Raw genomic sequence first — 21,719 nt, 5'->3', positions numbered from 1 at the left:
TCGGGAATTCAGGCCAAGACGTTGCGCGGCGCGAAGACAACCGGCTATTGATCCTCGCTGCCCATCAAGATCGGCTCTCGCACGATTTCGCCATCAACCACGCGGAGTCGAATCCCCTCGACCGGCCCAACTTCGCTGTAAAACATCGCATCAGCGTTAATTTTGTAATCAGCGTTACGATCGATCTGCTGGCGGATCGCGGGAACGCGGGCCAGTTGCGGAAGCACTCCCAACCACACGGTGGCAATCAAGCCGACCGCGATCGTCAGCCGCCAAACCCCGCTCCCGCGCCGCTGTGGCCCGTCTGCTGGGGCTAATGCGTCGGCTGGGGCTAATGCGTCGGCTGGGGCTAATGCGGGACCTTCAGAACGGTCGTATGGACACAAGTCTTTCGCCTTCATGTTGGTGGCACAATGTAACCGCCAGTTGCTGCTAGGGTGCAAACAAGGTCACTAGCGTTGGATACAATTTCCCGAAGACTAGCCACGCCATACAAAAGGTGAGGAGGATATTCAGTGACTGTCCGGCCAGGTAGAGCAGCAGTGGTTTGCCACCCGCCATGAAACGGCTGAGCGCGGCAAAGTTTGTCTCCAGCCCGATGCTGACGAAGGCTAAGCAAAATAACCAGCCCCGCAAGGATTTGGAGACGCTGGTCGACGCCAACACCATGCTGTCATCAGAGCCGCTGCTCGCCAAAGCGGAAAACACTAGCGAAGCGAGCACGAACCCGAGGATAAATCGCGGAAAGCGTCGCCAAATCTCGGCCACTCCCGCCGCTCGCGACGACGAGTCGCCAGCAGTATCTTGTTCGCGATACTTCACCCAATATCCGGCTACGGCAAAGGCGACCACACCGATCAGGATGTTCTGAATCATCTTGACCGTAGCGGCAACTTCCAACGCTTCGGGGCCCAAAAAAGCACCCGCAGCCGCCACCGCACCGGTGGAATCAATGGTGCCTCCCAGCCAAGCGCCACCCACCATCGTGGGCAACTCCAACCAAAGAATGATCGGCGGCATGATCACCATCATCAACACCGTGAAGGCTAGCGACATGCCGATGGCCAATGAAAGTTCTTCCTTCTTGGCGCGACAGGCCGCCGCCGTGGCGATCGCGGCGGAAACGCCGCAGACCGACATGTCGGCTGAAATCACCATGTTTAGCGATGCCGATTGAATTTTCAGCACGCGTTGCCCAAACCAGAAAGTGCTGATCAAGACAATTGGCGTGACCACCCAGGCCACGCAAATTCCCGGCAACCCCAACGCCAACAAACGTCCGAACAGGATCTCGGCTCCCAGAATCACCAAGCCAGTCTTGATGTACAACTCGGTCATCGCAGCCGATCGTAACCAACCGGGAGTCCCCACCGTGTTGCTGATGATTAAGCCGATTAGCAGAGCCCAGAGCGCGTACTCAAGGTTGTAATCCTTGACGACTTGTTGGGCAGCCAAGGTATAGGCGGCCGTTGCCAGCAACAGCAACGCGACTAAGCCAAACAGAAACCCTCGCTGGAAACGTCCTCGCAACAGCCCAGCCACCAGCCCGACCGAGCCAACAATCACGAACGTGCTCAAAATAGCTTGCCAATTGCCGAACGCGGTCAGCGGGTTAGCCAGCCACTTGCCAGGTTTGCCGATCCACGGCTTGAGCGGGTTCACCCAAACCGTCTTGCTGATCTGTTCGCCACTATCCGGGTCGGTCGTGATCTCAGTCGCTTGGCCTCCCCAGATTACGCTGAAAAGGACCAGCGAGAGCAACACGAATCCCATCAAAACGGCTAGCCAATCCTCACTCAACCAACCAGTTGGCCGCTGCGGTGGGGCGTTGGAATCATTCTCAGCGGAGCTTGCCGCCGCCGGGGAGCCATGCTCGTAGGGGTTTTCTGGTGCGGACATTGCGATCGTCTCAGGCGGGAATAACGAAGCGGGCTAACAGTGTGGCGAAAAGACGAGATTAAGCGCGTGCTTCCAGCATTTCCCAGCGGTGATAGCAGTCGGCCAGCTCGGTTTCCCAGGCCAGTAAACGCTGTTGGTCGGCGGCGATCTCGGTCGACTCCCGGCGATAATAGTCGGCCGCCGCCATCGCCTCATGCAGGCTGGCAATTTCCGCTTCGAGTGTTTCAATTCGCTGGGGCAAGATAGCCAATTCCCGAGATTCCTTGTAACTCAGCTTCTTTTTCTCAGCGACCGTTTGCCCATTTCCCTGCTGGCCAACTGCTTGCTGCCCCGATACTTGCTGGCTGGTCGCTTGCTGGCTGGTCGCTTGCTGGCTGGTTGTCTGGGAAGTCGCAGCCGTGCCAGACTTTGGCGCCTTATCTGCTTCTGGCTGCTGCTGCCGGCGGGCGACGGCCCGCCTCCAGTCATCATAGCCACCGACATATTCGCGAATTCCATCTTGCTCAAAGACGATCGTGCTGGTCACGATGTTATTGAGGAACGTTCGGTCGTGGCTGACCACCAACAGGGTGCCGGAAAACTCGACCAAGCGAGCTTCCAGCAGATCCAAGGTTTCGCTGTCGAGGTCGTTGGTCGGTTCGTCCAGCACGATCACGTTGGCTGGCCGCGTCATCAATTTCGCCAACAAGACCCGATTGCGTTCACCGCCAGAGAGAAATTTGACTTGGGTTCTCGCTCGCTCGGGAGTGAACAAAAAGTCTTGTAAGTAGCCGATAATGTGCTTGGACTTGCCCCCAATCTGCACGCGGTCGTTGCCGTCGGCCACGTTATCTTCGACCGACTTTTCTTCGTCGAGCTGACCGCGAAGTTGATCAAAGTAGGCGACTTCGAGGTTCGTGCCCAAGCGAACTTGACCCGTCTGGGGGGCAATCTGGCCAAGCATCAACCGCAACAAAGTCGTTTTGCCCGCCCCGTTTCGTCCAATGATGCCGACTTTGTCACCCCGCATGATCGTCGTGGAGAAAGCATCGACGATCGGGCGATCACCGTGCGAGAATGATACGTCGGTCAGCTCGGCAACCAAATTTCCACTGCGATTAGCAGTCTGCAGTTGCAAATTGGCTTGCCCTTCGACCTTGCGGCGTTCTTGACGTTGCACCCGCATTGCTTCCAGGGCGCGGACGCGTCCTTCGTTTCGCGTTCGCCTCGCCTTGATGCCTTTGCGGATCCAAGCTTCTTCTTCGGCCAACTTTTTGTCGAACAGCGCGTCCTGCTTTTCCTCAGCGTCCAGGGCGGCTTCTTTGCGTTGCAGAAATGTCTGGTAGTCGCATGACCAATCAAACAGCTTGCCGCGATCGATCTCCCAGATGCGGTTGGCCAGCTTCTGGAGGAACGAACGATCGTGCGTGATGAAAATAAAGGTTCCCGACCAACGAGCCAGGAAACTCTCTAGCCACAGAATCGAATCGATATCCAAATGGTTCGTCGGCTCATCGAGCAGTAGCAAACTCGGCTGATTGGCTAGCGCCGCGGCCAACAGCACGCGGCGTTTGAGCCCGCTGCTGAGCGTTTCGAAGGGAGCCTCTGGATCGAGTTCCATTTTTGAAAGCGTCGTGTCGACGCGATGCTCGGTTTCCCAAGCGTCGTGCTGGTCTGGCTCGAAACCGCAAGCGTCTAGCACGACTTGGCGAGTCGAGCCAACTAGATCGGTGGGAACGTCTTGGACCAACCGGGCGACGGTCGCGCCGGGGGCAAACACGATGCGACCGTTGTCGGGGGTGACGTCTCCAACCAACATTTTCAGCAGCGTCGTCTTGCCAGCCCCATTGCGTCCGAGCAGGCCGATCCGCTGCCCCGGCTCAATGATGCTGGAAACATCATCGAATAGTGCCGGGCCGCGAAAGCGAATACTAAGGTTTTCCAGAGTTACCAGGGGCATGCACCAAACCTGCTGCGTTGCTTCACAAGAGTTGCAGTGGCCAAGCCACTGCTGCTCCGGAGCCAGTCACCCGCGTGGCTTGACCCCGGAGACGAAATTTCCGGCAAAATATTCATTGGCGATTCTTTACACGACCGTGAACTAGTTCTCGGCACCCTAGTGCTCATCTTCAGCGTGTCCGTGCTCACCTTCAGCATGGTCATGACCGGCGTGGTCGTCATGATCGTGGTCATCCGTCAATGAAGTCGACATTTCCCCGTCGGCGGTGGTGACGATCAAGGTCGCTTTGTTGCTGTCGCCGTCAGCCATTTGGATGCTGGTCAGCGCGTTGGGGCTCTTGATCATGAATTTACCGGGAGTCGATTCGTCGCCAGTCAGCTCAAATGTCTGTGCTTCCTCCCCTGCGATTACGGCCACCAATTTGACACCGGTGACCGCGGCTGGATTGTCAAGCACGTAAACTTCCAGCAATTCTTCCTCGTCGGTGTGCACCCATTCGGCATGGATGTGACCCGGGTCGAGCACTACCACATGCCCTCCGTGGGTGCCCATGGCGGCATGGTCATGGCCAGCGTGGTCACCGCCCGCCGCACCGTGGGAATCGGGGCCACCGCCACCATGACCGGTTTCCGCTGGTGGCATCGAATCTCCGCCACAACCAATTATCAAACTGAGGCAGGCGATCGCCAGGCAAGAGTGGATAAAACCAGCACCACGTAAGCCACGAACTAATGTAAAAGGCATTGAGATCATCTCCGAATACTTGAAATTGAACAGGTAAGTCAGCTGGGAAAGCAGTTGGGTACATGCAGGATAGCGGCGCAGGCACGTTCCTGACAGCATACGCGTTGGGGGTGGCGTTGAGGATGCCGCCCCGCAAGTCGGGCAGTTGGTTTTTTGGTCATTTAACTTTTGTTTGAACAATTGTTTTGTTTTCACAATTCGCCCGGCGATGGCGTTGCGACGTATTGCCGCTTGTGTCATATTCTCGCTCAGCGATGGACCTGGTGACCATCGCAGCCCAGTTGTGTGTCCAGCTTGTCCGCTGACACTCACAAATTACTTTACAGATGTGCTACACTGCAGAGCAGGGATTCCTTGTTGAGCCAACTCCGGTTTGTTCGCTCAGAAATCGACTGCCAAGAGTTACGCTGTACAGCCAGATTCGGTTCCACTAAGTGATGCTTGCCGTAAAACCGTGTTCAAATCGTTGGCACGGTATTTTTTTCAAGCTGACTTTGTGAAAACTTTCACAAAGTCGAGTTTCGGGGCGGGTGTGTTGCTTCGAAGTCTGGCAGTGCCTAGGTCTCGATTGGCTCGTTGGGGGTTCGGGGGGTTGAGGTTCGAGCGAACTGAGGGTTAGGTGGGGTGAAGTGATTGTGGGAGTGCGGAGTTGTTGAGTTAGGACGTCAGTAAACGAACATTTTTCATTGACGAAACAATGACGGTCATCAAGCGAGGGTTGGACCTTCCCATTCAAGGTTCGCCGGAACAGCGGGTCGATGTCGCTCGCCAAGTCAGTCGAGTTGGCTTGGTGGGGGACGATTACGTCGGCATGAAGCCTGCGATGATGGTGGCGGAGGGTGACTCGGTGAAGCTGGGTCAACCGCTATTCGAGGATCGCAAGACGCCGGGCGTGATGTTCACGTCACCCGCTGCCGGTCGCGTTGTCGGTGTAAATCGTGGGGCGAAGCGAAAGTTTGAGTCGCTGGTCATCGAGATTGAGGGTGAAGAGGCGGTCGATTTTGGCACGATCAGCCAAGATTCGCTTGCCGCTCACGACCGCCAGCAACTCGTCGACCTGCTAGCCCGCAGTGGTTTGTGGTCCTCGTTGAGAACACGGCCCTACGGTAAAGTTCCGGCGCTCGACAGCCAACCGGCGGCGATTTTCGTGCAGGCGATGGACACCAATCCGCTCGCCGGCGATCCGTTGTTGGCGCTGCCTGGTCGGGAGTCGTATTGGGTTCGTGGATTGACCGCTCTGTCGCGGTTGACCGCTGGAACTGTTTACGTCTGCAAGTCACCATCGGCCTCGCTGCCTGGTGAAGGAATCAGCGGGGTGCGGCTGGAGAGCTTTGGCGGGCCCCATCCGGCCGGTTTGCCCGGCACGCATATTCACTTTCTCGAGCCGGTGAGCCCCAAAAAGACAGTTTGGTACTTGGGTTTCCAAGACGTGTTGGCGATTGGTGGCTTGACGGAAACTGGCCGCGTCGATCCCCGACGGCTGGTCGCCCTGGGCGGTCCTCGGGTCAGTAATCCACGGATATTAGAGACCCGTTTGGGTGCCGATTTGGGGCAGCTCACTGAAGGTGAATTGGTCGGCGATAATAACCGCGTCATTTCGGGCTCCGTCCTGGGTGGCCGCAAAGTGGTCGAGCCGATGAACTTCTTGGGTCGCTACGCCAGTCAGGTCAGCGTGCTGGCTGAAGGCAACCAACGCGAATTTCTTGGTTGGCAGAGGCCTGGAATGAACAAGTTTTCGACCACGCGGGTGTTCGCTTCGGCACTCGTCAAGAACCGACTGTTCGACATGACGACCAGTACGGAAGGCAGTGAGCGGGCGATGGTTCCGTTAGGGACTTACGAGAGAGTGATGCCGCTCGACATTTTGCCAACACAACTTTTGCGTGCCTTGATCGTTCGTGACACCGAGTCCGCCCAGCAGTTGGGTGTGCTCGAGTTGGAAGAAGAGGACTTGGCACTCTGTACCTTTGTTTGCCCCGGCAAGTATGAATACGGATCGATTCTGAGGGACAACCTTAGGAAGATCGAAATCGAAGGTTGATGGCTTTCAATCTAACTATTTGGAATTAGCGAGTTCGAGATCATGCAGGTGCTTCGCGATGCATTGGATCGCGTCCATCCTTATTTTGATAAGGGTGGAGTGCTCCATAAAATGTACCCCATGTATGAGGCGTTGGATACGTTTCTCTACACGCCTGGGGAGATAACGAAGGGTTCCACGCACGTGCGGGACGGGATCGATCTAAAGCGGATGATGATTACGGTCGTCCTGGCTTTGGTTCCCGCGACGATGTTCGGGATGTGGAATGTGGGTTACCAAGCTAACTCGGCGATTGCCAAAATGGAGGTGGTCGAGGCTTCGTACAGCTTTGACTGGCACCATTTTGTGCATGCCGAAGTCTTCGGACTGGGGCACGACCCGGGTAATTTCCTCGACAATTTCATATACGGGGCGATTCACTTCTTGCCGATTTACATCGTTTGCATGTTCGTCGGTGGGCATATTGAATTGATCTTCAGTATTCTTCGCGGCCATGAAATCAATGAAGGTTTCTTGGTGACGGGTTTGCTGTTTCCCTTGATATTGCCCCCCAATATTCCGCTTTGGCAAGTGGCGATTGGGATCGCTTTTGGCGTAATTGTGGCCAAGGAAGTGTTTGGCGGCACGGGGAGAAACATTCTCAACGTGGCACTCACCGCGCGGGCATATTTGTACTTTGCTCACGCCACTGAGATCAGTGGCGACCAGGTCTGGACTGCCGTGGACGGCTACAGTGGTGCCACTGCCCTGGGTGCCATGGCGATTGCTGACCCGGCTGTCGGGATGCAGACTTTAGAAGCGGTCGGACGTCCCTGGGGTGAATCGGCCATTACCTTGCAGTCAGCCTTCCTGGGTACAATTCAAGGTTCGATTGGTGAGACTAGCACGTTAATGTGTTTGCTCGGTGCTGCGATTTTGATCGCCGCCGGAGTTGGTTCTTGGAAGATCATGTCGGGTGTGGTGTTGGGCGTCGTGGCTACCAGCCTGGCGCTGAACGCCGTTGGAAGCGAGACGAATGCCTTATTCGAGATGCCCTTCTACTGGCATCTCAGCATTGGAGGGTTGGCCTTTGGTCTGGTGTTTATGGCTACAGACCCGGTCAGTGCTTCGATGACAGAAGTCGGTAAGTGGTTTTATGGGGCCCTGATTGGTTTCATGACGGTGCTGATTCGAGTGATCAATCCGGCTTTCCCCGAGGGGATCATGTTGGCCATCCTGTTTGGCAACGTCTTCGCCCCGCTGATCGACTATTTTGTAGTTCAATTTAACGTACGCCGGAGGGTAGCTCGTTATGCCACAGCGTGATTCGATAGGATATACGATCGGTGTCGCCGTCGTCTTGTGCGTAGTCTGCTCGCTGGTTGTGAGTGCTGCCGCGGTGGCCTTGAAACCTCGTCAGGAACTGAACAAGAAACTTGATCGGCAGCGGAACATTCTCGACGCGACCGGATTGGCTTACGCGGAGACTGGAGAGCCAGCTTCCGAGTTGAACGCCGAGCAGATTCAGAGCTTGTACAGCCGAGTTGAGGAACACCTCGTCAACTTGGAAACCGGCGAGTTCGTCGAAGACTTGGATCCCGACACCTATGACGAAAGGGCAGCTGCCCGCGATCCGGAACAACAGGTCAAAATTGACGACCCGCAGTTCGATCCTGGGGTGAAATTTCGTGAGGGTGTCGCCCGGATTTATTTTGTTCGTGGGCCCGAGCAACAGATAACTCAGGTTGTGCTGCCGGTTTACGGCAAGGGTTTGTGGTCGACATTGTATGGCTACTTAGCATTACGCAGTGACCTGCAAACGATTCAGGGTTTGACCTTCTACGAGCACGCTGAAACGCCAGGGCTCGGTGGCGAAGTTGACAACATCGCTTGGAAAGCACAGTGGGAAGGTCGTTGGCTCTACGGAGAAGAAGGAACGCCGGCCGCCGGTGTCGATAAAGGACCGGCTGACGATGATGACCAATATTTAGTGGATGGCCTTTCCGGGGCCACGATTACCGCCCGCGGCGTCACGAACCTGATTCGCTATTGGGCCAGCGACGATGCCTTTGGACCGTTTTTAGAAAAACTAAAAGCGGACATGGAGCAGGGCAATACGTTGGCTAGCACAACTGCAGAACCTGAGGGGACAAACAATGGCCAAGAGTAAGACAGCTGACATTCTGTTCGGGCCGGTTTTTCGGAATAACCCAATCGCCCTGCAGATTCTTGGGATCTGTTCCGCGCTCGCCGTGACCACCAAGATGGAGACATCATTCGTGATGTGCCTCGCGGTGATCGCCGTGACCGCCTTCAGCAACGCGTCGGTCAGTGCGATTCGTACCTACATTCCGAATTCGATTCGGATCATCGTGCAGATGACGGTCATCGCCTCGCTGGTGATTCTGGTCGACCAGATTCTGAAAGCTTACATGTTTGAGATTAGCAAACAGCTTTCAGTGTTCGTCGGCTTGATCATTACCAATTGCATCGTGATGGGACGGGCTGAGGGTTTCGCGATGAAGAACTCAGTCGGTGCCAGCTTCCTGGATGGTTTAGGAAACGGTTTGGGATACAGCATGGTGTTGATGGTCGTGGCTTTCTTCCGCGAGCTTTTTGGTAGCGGTTCGTTGTTCGGTTACCAGTTGATGGAATTGGACCGCAATGGTGGTTGGTATGCTCCAGACAACCTGATGTTGCTGCCGCCAAGCGCTTTTTTCTTGATCGGATTCATGATCTGGGCGATTCGTGCCGCCTACCCAGATCAAATCGAGGAAGCGTAGCACACTGGTTCCCACAACGTTGAATTCGGTTTCAGTACAATGAATGACTTAGTAAGCATCTTTTTTAAAGCGGTTTTCGTCGAGAACCTTGCGCTCGCCTTCTTCTTAGGCATGTGTACGTTCTTGGCGGTCTCTAAGAACGTAAAGACAGCCCTCGGGCTGGGCGTCGCGGTGATCGTGATTCAAACGATCACGGTGCCGGCTAACAACCTGATTTTCCAGTATTTGCTGAAGGAAGGCGCCCTTAGCTGGACTTCAGCTATCAACCCCTCACTGGGGGCTCGCCTGGGGACGCTCGACCTGAGCTTCCTGGGCTTTATCAGCTACATTGGCGTAATTGCGGCGATGGTGCAGATTCTGGAGATGGTGCTGGATCGCTTCTTCCCACCGCTCTACAACGCGCTCGGCATCTTCTTGCCATTGATCACGGTCAATTGCGCGATCCTGGGTGCGTCGCTGTTCATGGTCGAGCGGGATTATAACTTTGTTGAGAGTTGCGTGTTTGGTTTTGGTTGCGGTTTCGGCTGGGCGATCGCGATCGCCGCATTGGCCGGGATTCGCGAGAAAATGAAGTATTCCGACGTGCCGCCGCCATTACGCGGTTTGGGAATCACCTTTATCACGGTTGGACTGATGGCGCTCGCCTTTATGGCCTTCAGCGGCATTCAACTGTAAGCGTTGTCTCGACTCCATTCGTTTGATTTTCGTAATAGTTAACGGTTAGTTCTATGATAACTGTCCTGTTCGGCGTGCTCATGTTCACGCTGGTCATCATCGCCCTGGTGGCGTTCATCTTGGTCGCAAAGAAGCAATTGGTGGCTTCTGGCCCGGTCAAGATCATGATCAACGGCCAGAAAGAAATCAGCGTGCCCGCTGGTGGCAAGTTGCTGGGTGCTCTGGCCGATGCCGGTATCTTCGTTTCCAGCGCATGCGGTGGTGGTGGTACTTGTGCCCAGTGCCGCGTGAAGATCAAGTCGGGTGGTGGCGAAATTCTGGCCACCGAGAAGGATCACATTACCAAAAAAGAGGCGCGGGAGGGTGAGCGACTCAGCTGCCAAGTCGCGGTTCGCCAAGACATGGTGGTAGAAGTTCCTGAAGAAGCGTTTGAGACCAAGAAGTGGGAATGCACCGTACGCAGCAACCACAATGTGGCCACTTTCATCAAAGAACTCGTGCTGGAATTGCCCACTGGTGAAGAAGTTGACTTCCGTGCTGGCGGCTACATCCAAATTGAGTGCCCGCCCCACGTGGTCGCCTACAAAGACTTCTTGGTGGAAGATCGATTTCACGAAGACTGGGATAAGTTTAACGTTTGGCGGTATGTGTCGAAGGTCGACGAGCCAGTCGTGCGAGCTTACTCGATGGCCAACTACCCCGGTGAGCAAGGTATCATCATGCTCAACGTGCGGGTCGCGACGCCACCACCGCGTGGCCCCGAAGGCATCCCGCCGGGCAAGATGTCGAGTTACATCTTTGGTCTGAAACCGGGCGATAAAGTCACGATCAGTGGTCCTTACGGCGAGTTCTTTATCAAGGATTCGGAATCGGAGATGGTTTACATTGGTGGTGGGGCTGGTATGGCACCGCTGCGAAGTCACATCTTCGAACTCTTCAAACGCCAGAAGACCGAACGCAAGGTGTCGTACTGGTACGGCGGGCGGAGCTCACGGGAGTTGTTCTATGTGGAGCATTTCCGCGAGATTGAAAAGTCGTTCCCCAACTTCCAGTTCAATATCGCCTTGAGCGAACCGTTGCCGGAGGATAACTGGACTGGGTACCGCGGCTTTATTCACCAAGTGCTGCTTGATAATTACCTCAGCAAGCACCCAGCACCCGAAGATATCGAGTACTACATTTGTGGTCCTCCGATGATGAATGCCGCGGTCTTCAAGATGCTTGATGACCTTGGTGTTGAACCTGAGAATATTGCCTACGACGACTTCGGCGGCTAACACCCTTGGTGTTCTCCGAGCGAATCAGGTAGTGAAACCAAGTTATGAATTCAAACGTTTCATGCGAGCACCATCCGCACTGCGGATGGTGCAATGCGTTTCGCTCTCTTGTATGCGTGCTCGTCTTCACCTCACTGCTCGTTCCCGGCTGTGATTCGGGTCAGCAATTGGCTGAGTCGACCGCAACCGATCAGTCTTCAACTGCACCGATCGACGGCGGCGTGGTGTCTGGGCCGAACCGGACGATTGAGATTCTGCAGGCGTCAGGGGAAACGATGGGGACCTATTATCAGGTCACCATCGCCGATCCGCCTCTCAATCTACCCAACGACTGGGAACAGGAACTCGACCTAACCCTTCGCAGGGTGAATGATCAGATGTCGACTTATTTGAAGTCGTCTGAGTTGAGTCGGTTCAACGCCCTTGATTCGACGGAGTGGTTCCCCGTCAGCGCCCCGGTCGTCAAAGTGGTCGACCAAGCACTGGCGATTTCTGCAGCCACCGATGGCGCATTCGATATTACCGTCGGGCCACTGGTCGACGCTTGGAGCTTTGGTCCGGGTAAACGGACGCTGGAGCCGCCGCCGGCAAACGTGATCGAGGAACTTCGGGCGTTGGTCGATTATCGCGCCGTGGAAACACGTGTCGAACCGCCGGCGTTGCGGAAGTCGATTGGGAAGCTACGGATCGACCTCTCCAGCATCGCGAAGGGTTACGCGGTAGATAAGTTGGTAGATCAGCTGAGGGAACTTGGTTGCGAGCATGGTTTCGTCGACATTGGCGGTGAAAACCGTGCCATTGGACAGCGTGGAAATCGCAGTTGGCGAGTCGCGATCGAGGACCCGGTGGAAGGTGAGCGGACTTTTCATTTGGCTTTTGAGTTAACGAATCGAGCGATTGCGACCAGCGGCGATTACCGCAACTTTTTTGAATTTGAAGGCCAGCGTTACTCCCATACGATTGATCCTCGCACGGGCATGCCAGTGACTCACGATTTGGCTGTTGTCTCAGTTTTTGCTGACAACTGCATGCTGGCTGATGGCTGGGCGACCGCTTTGAATGTCGTCGGTCCCGAGCGGGCGATGGAGATCGCGACTAAAGAGCGATTGGCGGTGCGGATCGTTCGCAAGTTGCCAGACGGCACACTGCGTGCTGTAGAAAGTGAGTTGTTTCCCGAAAATATCCCCTTGCCGAAGCGTCCCGAATGATTGGCCGTGGATAATTGGCAGAGATGTTGGTTTTTTTTATTGCTATCCTTTTTAGCCTGCAGCGAATGTTATGACTTGGTCCGCAATTGGTTTATTGGTTCTGATGTCTTTCGGAATTTTTTTCGTGGTCGCAGTCGGCATGGCGGTTGGGGTGATGTTTGGCCGGCGACCGATCAGCGGTTCTTGCGGGGGATTGGGTAATAAAACCGACCCCGAGGGACGCACCTCGTGCTCTCTTTGCGAAAATCCCTCAGAGGCTTGCCGCGAGTTAAAGGCTCGTCAGCAAACCGGAGTTGGCTCTAGCCATGAAGAGCACGTGACCGCCGGTCATCACTAGTGTAAGTCTGTAGGACGGTTCTGGAGACCCGTCCTACTTTTCTGGCCGAGCCGCTCGGTTTTTTCAGAATCGATCTTTAAAGATTCTCGCCAGATTGCTAGTGTTCGCGCCAGAGTAGCGGTGGCGATGGGCGTCTGCCGGCTCGATCGATCTCGCAAGGCTCTCTGGCGGCCAGCATGCACACGATTCACTATGCAGCCATTTTGACGCTCGCGGTCTTTTCCATGGGCTGTCGACAAACCGCAAATCCCAACATGCCATTGGCCCCGATCAATCCGTTGGGCGGTCCAACACGCGTACCCCCTCCGGCAACGGGCAGTTACGCTACGCCTGGCGGTTATTATCAGGGGCAGGCAGCTAACACTGGCGGCACGACGCTGGGAGACCTCAGCCAATTCGCGGAAAACTCCACGGTGACGGCGTTGCCCGCCAGCGGCATGAATGCGGCCCCGCATTTCTCCTCCGCGACAAATTCCGGTTACGTGGGTAATTCCACTTACGCCAGTGATTCAGCCTACACTGGTGATTCGGCTGGCGCGGGCAATCGACCAGGTTATGGAGTGGTAGCCGCGGCAGGCTGGTCGTCCAGCAATCCTGGCGCGGCCCGAGTTAATGTTTCGTCAAATGATGGTTCCGGGGCGTTTCGTTCGGTGCAGCCGGTTGCACACATGGGGGAATCGGGTCAGTCGCAGCGGTCGGACTTTGTGACGCTGGTCACACCGCGGATTCCAGACACGGCCCGGCAAGCGATTGATGCCGCGGCGGGTGATATGCGTCCCATTTTACGAGGCATGGAAGTCGTCGATCTCTCGCGTAGCAGTGCGTTGCGTCCCGCCGAGCAACCGCAGTTAGCATCCCCTCATGCTACTCGCGACATTCCTTCGACCACGCCTGCGGTAGCCGACGCCACGGATGCAGAAGCACTGCCTTGGCGAACTCCATTTCGCTAAATCGCTCGTTCGGCATTCAGTTTGCGTCCTGATTGGGATAGTTTTGGTTTACTTCCCTTTAGAAAAGGACAAAACAGCCATGTCGACAGTACCTCCAGAAATTTCAACTGCGGGCCGTGCGGAGCCGAAACAACAGGGTTTGGGAAGCAAGCTGGCTTCCGCCTACGGGGCTCATGAGCATGAGATTGGCGAAGGTCCGGTGGCTTGCGCTCTGGAAGAGCAGACGGCCAAACTGCCCTCCGACACCTGGCTGTGGGCCGCCTTCCTTTCGATTTTTGCCTCGCTCTATTTTCAATCGAGGGGCGAAAGCAGCCGTTCCGTGTTCATCGGGCAATGGGCGCCCACTTTCTTGTTGTTGGGAATCTACAACAAGTTGGTCAAGCTGCACGGCTCAGAGTAGAGCCTAGCATCATTCGCTTTGCCGCTAGTTGCGGATGGCGTGATGCGACCTAGATTTGGGTATCACGTCCGTCCCTACAGTGTTGCTGGTTGCGGCTATGGCAAATCCCATTAATTTCTTTGCGCCTTTTGAGAACACCGCGATGGCTCCGATGGTCGTCGGGCCGCCGGCTGGCCAGACTTCCGGTGATAACCGACCCGCGAGGGAAACAGCGGCAATTCGCGTGCTGCACGTGATCAACGGCGAATTTTTTGCCGGTGCGGAACGGGTACAAATGCACTTAGGAAAGTGTCTGCCGGCGGTTGGCGTGCGGGCTGATTTTGTCTGCCTCAAAGCGGGGCGGTTTGCCGAGCAATTCGATTTGGAACACAGCGTTTGCTTTGTGGAGCCGATGACCAGTCGCTTCGACGTGGGAGTTGCCCAGCGAATTGAGCAGCAACTAGGGCAGCGGTCGGGGGAAAGCTCTTATGATTTGCTGCACGCCCACACGCCCCGGGCGGCTCTGATCGCTAGTCGTTTGGCAAAGCGGTTAGGCATTCCTTGGATCTATCATCTGCACAGTCCGGCCGCGCGGGATTGCGAAAACCGCTGGAAAAACCGGATTAACAGTTTGGTTGAACGCTGGGCGCTGCGATCCGTCAGCCACTTGATTGCGGTCTCCAACAGTCTGCGTCGTGACGCGATTGATAGTGGCTGGGCGGCCGAGCGAGTGACGGTGGTTCATAATGGTGTGCCCCGAGATCTGCTCGCGAATCCGTCGCAATCGTTGACTGCCGTCGGCTCCACGTCAGCATCGCCAAGATTGCCTGTGGGACGCAGCAAGCCGGTTGCCGGTCAGCCTTGGAGAGTTGGCATGGTCGCCCTCATGCGCCCGCGGAAGGGGCTGGAAGTTGCTCTCGAGAGTTTGGCGTTGCTGCGGGGCGAGGGACGAGCGTTGCGGTTTCGCTGCATCGGTCCTTTTGAAACGCCAGCTTACGAAGCCAAAATTAAGCAGTTAGTCGACGACTTGGCGATTGGCGAGATAGTCGAGTTTATTGGCTTTACCAAAAATATTTCGCAGGCCCTGAGCGCATTGGATTTTATGGTGCTGCCCAGTCTCTACGGCGAGGGTTTGCCGATGGTGGTTTTGGAAGCGATGGCGGCTGGCTTGCCGGTCGTGGCAACGCGGGTGGAGGGGACTCCCGAAGCGATCCAACATGGTCTTCAGGGGTTAATGGCAGAGCCCAATTCGCCCTCCAGCTTGGCAGCCGAAATGCGGCTGTTACTCGACGGCGAATATGACTGGGAACAAATGTCGCGTGCGGCTTTACACCGGCACGCTGAACTTTTTTCCGACACGGCGATGGCTGCCGCGACGGCGGAAGTTTACCGCCGCGTGCTGGCCGCCCCCTCAGCGATTCGCAACTGAGCACTCAGTTGCTGTCCGGTTCTCGCCAGCAGCAGTTGGTTGGCGTGTTCCAGTTGCAAAGGCGACAGTTGATGGGCCACTAGGTTCCAGTAACGCACATCCGTTGCCAACCAGCGTGCCAGGCCGGCGGGCGTGTCTTCGCGATGCGGACGCAGTTGCTCTTGCAGCTGCTCAAGCCGCCCCCGTTGCTCGGGCTCAAAGCGACTCAAATCGAGTTGCTCGATAATCGCTAGCGCTGGTAACCCGATTGCTCGCAATTGTTGCGCGGCTGCAGCCCGTTTGTCCCGTCTGGGGGCACGCAGTTGATCGATCAACTGGTCGATTCGAGCAGCCTCCAGTCCCTCCGCTTGGCCCGGTTGTTGGCCGGCAATCTTGAGCAAATCGTCCGCTCGGCATTCCACCTGGGGATCGATCAGCAGTTGAGTCAGCAGGGGGGCCAAATGGCGTTCATATTCTCGCGGATATCGGGCGCGAAAATGCACCAAGCTCGGCGAGCTGAACTGCTCATCAATGCGAATTTCTCCGCGATCGTCCAGCGATTCGAGGCGAAACAGCACCTCACCGGCGGGCGGTTGATCGACGACCAGGGTTAACGGCGTGTCATCGATCGCGATTGTCGAGCGGAGTTTGACGTGCGTTGCCAAGTGAACATCGACGGAAACTGCCTGCGTCGGCGTTGCCCAGTGATAATGCAGCGAGGGGATCCCCCGGCACGCGGTCACTCTCAGCGATTCTTTGACCAGCCCGTCGGCTGATTCTTGCGTCCGCGAGCACTTGATGTGCTTGGGAGGCTCAAGGGAAAGTCGTCCCAAGATCATGCGGAACTTTGCCGCCCGGGATTCTTGCAGCAGGCTCGGGGGAAGCTCGGCAGCCTGACCCGCTGCCTGCTGAGGAGCTGCATCAGCAGCTGCGATCTGCAAGGCTGCACCTTCTTGGGCTGAGCAGGCGGGCATGCCGCCTGGAGCACCGAGCAGATTGATTGCCGAAACGAATGCGCCGTAAGTCAAGACGCTGAGCATCAGTCGCCACCTCATCGAATCCCTCCCATTCCGTTGGGGTTGACGCATTACTGCGTGGGAAGCCAAGTTCGGTGGACGGCCGGGGCGGCCCAGGTCGGGCACTCCCGACGATCCATTGTTGGCAATATCGGAAATGGGGCTGCGCTGACAAGAGTGAAACCGCCCGTTGGTGGAAACCCGAACGCCTGGTTCCAGCCGCAGCAGTTAGCAGTTAAGCAGTTGAGCACCGCCTCACAATTCATTAGGCAAAACGGAATCAGCCGCCACGCGCCAGCGTGCGGTTCCTCAGCCCCAGTGAGATTCGGGAGATAATCAAGCGTCAATCGCGGAAGTTGTTTGGGCATCCTGCGACGTGCTGTCGAAACTCGACTTGCATCGGAGTTAGGTAAAAGGCTAGGTAGGGGCCGAATTAGTCTACGTGCACGGCTGCGGAAAGGAGTCCTCGATGCCGAGAGCGCGGTGTAAAACCCTTGTAGGAAACATTGTCGTTTGCATCTCGATGCTGACTTCCGCTGCGACAGCCACTGCTCAAATGGGCGGAATGGGTGGCATGGGCGGTGGTGCCGGCGGCGGTGCGCCCCCTGGCGTTGAGAAACAGCGGTTCGGCGATCGCGTGATGGAGATGGGTGGTCCCACCATGAATCGCGAGTCGGGCGACCAACTAGTCCGCGAGGTTCGCATCGTCGGTAATCAGCAGATTGAGAAGGAAAAAATCTTGTCGCTGTTGAGGACGCGAGCGCAGGGGTTCTACAACGAGCAAACGGTGCTGGCCGATGTGCGGCGGCTGTATGATTTTCGCGCTTTTCGAACGGTGCGAGAGCAGGTCGAGCCGGTGGCTGGCGGGGGTGTCATCGTTACTTTTACCGTCACCGAACTGCCGCTGATTTCTAACGTGATCTTCCACGGCGCTTATCGCATCAACGCTCGTGAACTGAAAGGGCGAGCGGGCATTGCAGCCGGTGATCCGATCAACGAAACGGCGATCGAATCGACTCGCCGGCGGTTGCTCGACTACTATCGCGAGGAAGGTTTCAATCAAGCCACCATCAAATCGGTCATTGGCTTTCCAGGTAACCCGGACGAAAAGCTTCCCCCCGATCCGAACGCCATCATCTTTCGCATCAACGAAGGTGAGAAAGAACGGATCGCCGAGATTGCCTTTGAAGGCAACACGATTGTCTCCTCGAGTCGTTTGGGAAAAGTGATTGAGTCCCGCGGGCCCTTCTTCCGGGTCGGCTCTTATGTCGGCAACGTGGCGAATCTGAAAACGATCGATGAAGATGTCACCATTCTAACAAACTACTATCAGAGCCTCGGATATGTAATGGCCGAAGTCGATCGCGTTATCGAATATGATGAAACGCTCAAGTGGCTCACGGTCAAGTTCCTCATTAACGAAGGACCGCTCTACAGCGTCAATCAAATTCGCCTGGTGGGCAACAAATTTGTCGATGAGAGCTCGCTGCGGGCGGGCTTGAAGCTGAAAGAGGGCGCGCCGTTTAGTCAAGTCGAGATGAATCAAGACGTGGATGATATTACCTATGCCTATGGATCATTAGGTTTCATCTACGCGGAGGTTACACCCGAGTTGCGGTTGATCGATTCCGCGAACCAGATCGATGTAATCTATCGCATCGAAGAAGGGGATCGATGGAAGGTTGGGCAGATATTTGTGCAGATTGATGGAGAGCCCAATCTGATGCGAGAAACCACCATGTTGAATTACTTGGACTTGGTCGAAGGGCAGTACATTGACCGCCGGATGTTGGAAATGAATCGGCGGCGATTGATTCGGTCTGAGTTGCTGGAGACTAACCCAACCATTGCGGATCCTCCCGATTTGCGATTGGTGCCCCGCGATGAAGATAGCATGGGGGACCTATGATGAGGGCTCAGCCGATTTCTGCCACAATGCGTCCGACTACCGCGATTGAACGAGCGAATGTTATGCGGCAACCGTTTGGCTCGAGGGCCTGCGTAATCATGATGCTGGTCAGCGCGCTCAGCTGTGGTACTTTGGGGTGTCAACGCTTTAATCCAGGGCTGGCCCAGAGTCCACCTGCGTTCTCTTCGCAGCCGAATGCCACTCCAACAACGCACTATCCAAGCCAGACGGCCTACACTCAGTCGGCTCTGGGTCAAACGGCGCCGGCTTTGGCTGCATTCTCCCCAACGACAACACCGGTTGGTGGTGCGGCGAATAAATTAATCGTTCGCGGTCAAGATGGTGCGAGCGGTTTTGAATTGCCCCCCTTGGATGATACGCCTGCCGATGGTAGCCGACATACGCGTGAGCCACTGCCGGTCAGTGGGCAACCATCCGCGACGGTCGCTCAAAATCCTCCCGCGGGCTATCCGAATCTGCCAGCGCCATTGCCGCCCGGTGCGAGTGTTGCTCAAGAGTTGCCGCCTCCTCCCGGGGGCGCGGCCTACAACTACGAAACGTTGCCTCAGATCACAGAGGAGTCGCTCAACGCGGGCGGCCAGATCGGCCAACCCTTCGCCTACACGCCTCTGACCCGTACGGCCGACATTATCGTTAACGGATTTCCGGCCCGAACAGGTAGAATCATGTTCGGCGGTGCGGTCAACAGTGACGCCGGTGTGAATGGTCAGATCACCATTGAAGAACGCAACTTTGATATCACTCGATTTCCAGGTTCTTTTCAAGACTTGGTAAGTGGTACCGCTTTTCGTGGCGCGGGTCAGACGTTCCGACTAGAGGCTGTGCCTGGTAACCTTTTTAAACGCTACACAGTTAACTTCACGGAACCATTCCTGTTTGGCTACTTGCCGATCAGTTTGTCGGTGTCTGGTTTTCTCTTCGACCGACGTTATCAAGACTGGGATGAAGAGCGGCTTGGCGGTCGACTCAGTTTGGGTTATCGCATCACCCCTGACTTGTCCATTTCCGGGGGCATTCGCGGAGAACGGGTGAAGGTTCGGCAGCCTCGAATCGGCACGGTCGCTGAGCTGAATGAAGTTCTCGGCGAGAACGAAATTTACTCATGGCAAACGCAACTGACGCACGACACCCGGAACAGCCCATTTGCTCCCAGCGAAGGGCACTATTTCGAAGTCACTTATGAGCAAGCTTTCGGCGACTACGATTTTGCTCGCACGGAACTTTCCTTCAATCGCTATTTTTTGGTGCGCCAACGAGCTGACCGCTCGGGTCGCCAAACCTTGACAATGGGACTGAACGCTGGTTTTAGCGGCGAGGACACTCCGATCTTTGAGAATTTCTTTGCCGGGGGTTACACGACACTTCGCGGATTCGAGTTCCGCGGGGCCAGTCCCACGCAGGATACTGTCCAAGTCGGTGGTCGGTTTAAATTTCTCGGCACGGTCGAATACATGTTCCCGTTAACGGCGGACGATATGCTGCGAGGCGTCGTCTTCGTCGATTACGGAACCGTCGAACGGGACATCGAGATGAATCAGGAAAACTTCCGTGTTGCCCCCGGTTTTGGCTTGCGAGTCGCCGTGCCCGCTTTAGGTCCGGCACCGCTGGCATTCGACTTTGCCTTCCCCGTGGCGGAGGCAGATGGCGATGAAAAGCAAGCATTCAGCTTCTTCATGGGCCTCAGCCGGCGAATGTAGTTCGCGGGAAGAGCAGGCGGCGCCCTCGAATTTGACTCGTCGAACGGATATGATTAAGACATCTGGCCCGCTTGCGGCCGGTGCCGAGGGGACGCTGGTCTTTCCAAGTTCCCCCCGGGGAGCCGAGTTGCTTCACTGAATTTCACATTACCCAAAGGGTTTTTCCATGCGCTTCGTTGTCTATTTGGTGGCCGTTTTGGCCGCAGCAGGAATTGTTTATTTTGTCAGCAGCACCGGGGAACCTCAAGTCGCCGATTCCGCGGCACCAGTCGAAGGCGCTGAGGCTACAGCTCAAGATGGCCAAGCTGAGATTCAATTGGTCAGCCTCAAGGTGCCCGATATGCATTGTCCGGTCGCTTGTTACCCAGCGGTCAAGAAAACATTGGAAGGCCAGACCGGTGTTTCCGGCGTTGATTTGGCCAAGCAATCGGAAGAGGGAATTATCGATAACCCAGTCGTTGTGATCAAAACAGCACCTGGATTTGACCTCGACCAAGCCATTGCGGCTCTCGATGCGGCCGGATTTAGCAAGTCGACTGTGACGGAGTAGTCCACTGTCCAACCCTCGTGTAAATCCACTGACCAGTTCGTTGTTTGCGAATCCCGATTTGCTGAACGACTTGCTGGACATTGACGGCGGAAACCTCACCGCCCCGGAGCGGCGAGGTATTCTGTTGGTCGGACACGGCACCCGCGACGCCGCCGGGACGAGCCAGTTTTTTGAGCTGGCCGACCGTCTACGGCAGCATCTCGACAGCTCCGGCTTGAGCGTCCCGGTGCAACCGAGTTTGCTCGAATTTCAATCACCCACGATTGCCGAGGGTTGGCGAAATTTAGTGCAACAAGGAGTACGGCATATCGAAGTCTCGCCGTTGCTGCTGTTCGCTGCCGGACACGCTCGCGAGGATATCCCAGCCGAGATTGCCAAGTGTGCGGTCACTGATCCGCATGTAACTTGGTCGCTCGCTCGACCGCTCTCCCGCCACCGCGAGATTGTCGAATTGGTCTGCGAGCGGATCACGCAAGCTTTGGCCGTTCGCATGCGGGATATCGGCGGCCAGCAATCCCCGGGCGATTGGACGTTACTGATGGTGGGACGCGGCAGTCGTGATCCCTGTGCCAGCGCCGACATGCGATTGCTCAGCGAAGTGGTCGGTTACCGACTGGGCAAGTCGCGTCCCCACACCGCTTTTTACGCGATGGCTGAACCCCGCTTGCCGGCTGTTCTTGAGCAACTTGCTGGCCAAACCTGTCGGCAGCTGATCGTCTATCCGCACCTGCTCTTTGCCGGTCGACTTTACCAAGCGATTTGCGATCAGGTCGCAGAGTTTGCGGTCAAAAATCCGCAGGTTGGGGTGACCGTTGCCAACTACTTGGGCCCGCAACGCCAAGTCGCCGCCGCCATTTGGGAACGCGCGTCGGCTGGGCATGTCGCATGACCACATATCGCATGACCG

At 56.2% G+C, this 21,719-nt stretch carries 19 protein-coding genes; 14 read left to right on the top strand and 5 right to left on the bottom strand.

Annotated features, from left to right (window positions below):
* Nucleotides 1-44 precede the first annotated feature (44 nt).
* The 4 genes from SH139x_RS19210 to SH139x_RS19195 form a co-directional block, all read right to left on the bottom strand.
* Entirely contained in the window at nucleotides 45-401 is a 357-nt protein-coding gene (locus SH139x_RS19210) for a hypothetical protein (RefSeq protein WP_488351384.1), read from the bottom strand.
* Between the two features lie 31 nt (nucleotides 402-432).
* Complete coding sequence (locus SH139x_RS19205) at nucleotides 433-1,899, bottom strand: YeiH family protein (RefSeq protein WP_488351383.1); 1,467 nt, start codon at nucleotides 1,897-1,899, stop codon at nucleotides 433-435.
* Between the two features lie 58 nt (nucleotides 1,900-1,957).
* The gene (locus tag SH139x_RS19200) at nucleotides 1,958-3,838 is read right to left on the bottom strand and encodes an ATP-binding cassette domain-containing protein (RefSeq protein WP_488351382.1); all 1,881 of its coding nucleotides are present in this window, start codon (nucleotides 3,836-3,838) and stop codon (nucleotides 1,958-1,960) included.
* Nucleotides 3,839-3,994: 156 nt separating this feature from the next.
* Nucleotides 3,995-4,582 carry a hypothetical protein gene (locus SH139x_RS19195; RefSeq protein WP_488351381.1) on the bottom strand — a complete coding sequence of 196 codons (588 nt, stop codon included), beginning with the start codon at nucleotides 4,580-4,582 and terminating at the stop codon, nucleotides 3,995-3,997.
* A gap of 697 nt (nucleotides 4,583-5,279) precedes the next feature.
* Between SH139x_RS19195 and SH139x_RS19190 the strand changes: the two genes are divergently transcribed.
* The 10 genes from SH139x_RS19190 (at nucleotide 5,280) to SH139x_RS19145 (ending at nucleotide 15,640) form a co-directional block, all read left to right on the top strand.
* Nucleotides 5,280-6,623: a Na(+)-translocating NADH-quinone reductase subunit A gene (locus SH139x_RS19190; protein ID WP_488351380.1), complete on the top strand. Its 1,344-nt coding sequence runs from the start codon at nucleotides 5,280-5,282 to the stop codon at nucleotides 6,621-6,623.
* Nucleotides 6,624-6,665: 42 nt separating this feature from the next.
* Nucleotides 6,666-7,928, top strand: coding sequence for an NADH:ubiquinone reductase (Na(+)-transporting) subunit B (locus tag SH139x_RS19185; protein WP_488351379.1), 1,263 nt, complete (start codon nucleotides 6,666-6,668; stop codon nucleotides 7,926-7,928).
* A complete protein-coding gene (locus tag SH139x_RS19180) occupies nucleotides 7,915-8,772 on the top strand; it encodes a Na(+)-translocating NADH-quinone reductase subunit C (protein ID WP_488351378.1) in 858 nt (285 codons plus the stop codon). The genes SH139x_RS19185 and SH139x_RS19180 overlap by 14 nt, the downstream gene beginning before the upstream one ends.
* The gene (locus SH139x_RS19175) at nucleotides 8,759-9,385 is read left to right on the top strand and encodes an NADH:ubiquinone reductase (Na(+)-transporting) subunit D (protein ID WP_488351377.1); all 627 of its coding nucleotides are present in this window, start codon (nucleotides 8,759-8,761) and stop codon (nucleotides 9,383-9,385) included. Before SH139x_RS19180 ends, SH139x_RS19175 begins: the two co-directional genes overlap by 14 nt.
* Nucleotides 9,386-9,424: 39 nt before the next feature.
* Nucleotides 9,425-10,060 (top strand): NADH:ubiquinone reductase (Na(+)-transporting) subunit E, encoded by a 636-nt coding sequence (gene nqrE, locus SH139x_RS19170; protein WP_488351376.1) that lies wholly within the window; start codon nucleotides 9,425-9,427, stop codon nucleotides 10,058-10,060.
* A 53-nt stretch (nucleotides 10,061-10,113) separates the two neighbouring features.
* The gene (nqrF, locus tag SH139x_RS19165) at nucleotides 10,114-11,337 is read left to right on the top strand and encodes an NADH:ubiquinone reductase (Na(+)-transporting) subunit F (protein ID WP_488351375.1); all 1,224 of its coding nucleotides are present in this window, start codon (nucleotides 10,114-10,116) and stop codon (nucleotides 11,335-11,337) included.
* A 116-nt stretch (nucleotides 11,338-11,453) separates the two neighbouring features.
* On the top strand, nucleotides 11,454-12,545 hold the full coding sequence (locus tag SH139x_RS19160; protein WP_488351374.1) for an FAD:protein FMN transferase: 1,092 nt from the start codon (nucleotides 11,454-11,456) through the stop codon (nucleotides 12,543-12,545).
* Between the two features lie 513 nt (nucleotides 12,546-13,058).
* Complete coding sequence (locus SH139x_RS19155) at nucleotides 13,059-13,832, top strand: hypothetical protein (protein ID WP_488351373.1); 774 nt, start codon at nucleotides 13,059-13,061, stop codon at nucleotides 13,830-13,832.
* Between the two features lie 79 nt (nucleotides 13,833-13,911).
* Complete coding sequence (locus SH139x_RS19150; protein WP_488351372.1) at nucleotides 13,912-14,232, top strand: hypothetical protein; 321 nt, start codon at nucleotides 13,912-13,914, stop codon at nucleotides 14,230-14,232.
* Between the two features lie 97 nt (nucleotides 14,233-14,329).
* Nucleotides 14,330-15,640, top strand: coding sequence for a glycosyltransferase (locus SH139x_RS19145; protein ID WP_488351371.1), 1,311 nt, complete (start codon nucleotides 14,330-14,332; stop codon nucleotides 15,638-15,640).
* Here SH139x_RS19145 and SH139x_RS19140 read toward each other — a convergent pair.
* Nucleotides 15,598-16,674 carry a hypothetical protein gene (locus SH139x_RS19140; protein WP_488351370.1) on the bottom strand — a complete coding sequence of 359 codons (1,077 nt, stop codon included), beginning with the start codon at nucleotides 16,672-16,674 and terminating at the stop codon, nucleotides 15,598-15,600. The genes SH139x_RS19145 and SH139x_RS19140 overlap by 43 nt on opposite strands.
* A gap of 484 nt (nucleotides 16,675-17,158) precedes the next feature.
* Here SH139x_RS19140 and SH139x_RS19135 point away from each other — a divergent pair, with 484 nt between their 5' ends.
* From SH139x_RS19135 to SH139x_RS19120, 4 genes are all read left to right on the top strand, one after another.
* Entirely contained in the window at nucleotides 17,159-18,544 is a 1,386-nt protein-coding gene (locus SH139x_RS19135) for a BamA/OMP85 family outer membrane protein (RefSeq protein WP_488351369.1), read from the top strand.
* A 26-nt stretch (nucleotides 18,545-18,570) separates the two neighbouring features.
* Complete coding sequence (locus SH139x_RS19130; protein ID WP_488351368.1) at nucleotides 18,571-20,262, top strand: BamA/OMP85 family outer membrane protein; 1,692 nt, start codon at nucleotides 18,571-18,573, stop codon at nucleotides 20,260-20,262.
* A gap of 166 nt (nucleotides 20,263-20,428) precedes the next feature.
* Complete coding sequence (locus SH139x_RS19125) at nucleotides 20,429-20,812, top strand: hypothetical protein (RefSeq protein WP_488351367.1); 384 nt, start codon at nucleotides 20,429-20,431, stop codon at nucleotides 20,810-20,812.
* 40 nt (nucleotides 20,813-20,852) lie between these two features.
* Nucleotides 20,853-21,701, top strand: coding sequence for a sirohydrochlorin chelatase (locus SH139x_RS19120; RefSeq protein WP_488351366.1), 849 nt, complete (start codon nucleotides 20,853-20,855; stop codon nucleotides 21,699-21,701).
* Nucleotides 21,702-21,719: the final 18 nt, after the last annotated feature.

It is taken from the genome of Kothea flammea (assembly GCF_052161645.1).
Taxonomy (GTDB): domain Bacteria; phylum Planctomycetota; class Planctomycetia; order Pirellulales; family Pirellulaceae; genus Laterigemmans.
Note: the sequence above shows the minus strand (reverse complement) of the source record. Positions and strands in the feature narration are given on the sequence as shown.

Bases quoted from the DNA above. Each gene is read 5' to 3' on its own strand.
- SH139x_RS19210 (WP_488351384.1), bottom strand. From the start codon at position 401: ATGAAGGCGAAAGACTTGTGTCCATACGACCGTTCTGAAGGTCCCGCA.
- SH139x_RS19205 (WP_488351383.1), bottom strand. From the start codon at position 1,899: ATGTCCGCACCAGAAAACCCCTACGAGCATGGCTCCCCGGCGGCGGCA.
- SH139x_RS19200 (WP_488351382.1), bottom strand. From the start codon at position 3,838: ATGCCCCTGGTAACTCTGGAAAACCTTAGTATTCGCTTTCGCGGCCCG.
- SH139x_RS19195 (WP_488351381.1), bottom strand. From the start codon at position 4,582: ATGCCTTTTACATTAGTTCGTGGCTTACGTGGTGCTGGTTTTATCCAC.
- SH139x_RS19190 (WP_488351380.1), top strand. From the start codon at position 5,280: ATGACGGTCATCAAGCGAGGGTTGGACCTTCCCATTCAAGGTTCGCCG.
- SH139x_RS19185 (WP_488351379.1), top strand. From the start codon at position 6,666: ATGCAGGTGCTTCGCGATGCATTGGATCGCGTCCATCCTTATTTTGAT.
- SH139x_RS19180 (WP_488351378.1), top strand. From the start codon at position 7,915: ATGCCACAGCGTGATTCGATAGGATATACGATCGGTGTCGCCGTCGTC.
- SH139x_RS19175 (WP_488351377.1), top strand. From the start codon at position 8,759: ATGGCCAAGAGTAAGACAGCTGACATTCTGTTCGGGCCGGTTTTTCGG.
- nqrE (WP_488351376.1), top strand. From the start codon at position 9,425: ATGAATGACTTAGTAAGCATCTTTTTTAAAGCGGTTTTCGTCGAGAAC.
- nqrF (WP_488351375.1), top strand. From the start codon at position 10,114: ATGATAACTGTCCTGTTCGGCGTGCTCATGTTCACGCTGGTCATCATC.
- SH139x_RS19155 (WP_488351373.1), top strand. From the start codon at position 13,059: ATGCACACGATTCACTATGCAGCCATTTTGACGCTCGCGGTCTTTTCC.
- SH139x_RS19150 (WP_488351372.1), top strand. From the start codon at position 13,912: ATGTCGACAGTACCTCCAGAAATTTCAACTGCGGGCCGTGCGGAGCCG.
- SH139x_RS19145 (WP_488351371.1), top strand. From the start codon at position 14,330: ATGGCAAATCCCATTAATTTCTTTGCGCCTTTTGAGAACACCGCGATG.
- SH139x_RS19140 (WP_488351370.1), bottom strand. From the start codon at position 16,674: ATGAGGTGGCGACTGATGCTCAGCGTCTTGACTTACGGCGCATTCGTT.
- SH139x_RS19135 (WP_488351369.1), top strand. From the start codon at position 17,159: ATGCTGACTTCCGCTGCGACAGCCACTGCTCAAATGGGCGGAATGGGT.
- SH139x_RS19130 (WP_488351368.1), top strand. From the start codon at position 18,571: ATGCGTCCGACTACCGCGATTGAACGAGCGAATGTTATGCGGCAACCG.
- SH139x_RS19125 (WP_488351367.1), top strand. From the start codon at position 20,429: ATGCGCTTCGTTGTCTATTTGGTGGCCGTTTTGGCCGCAGCAGGAATT.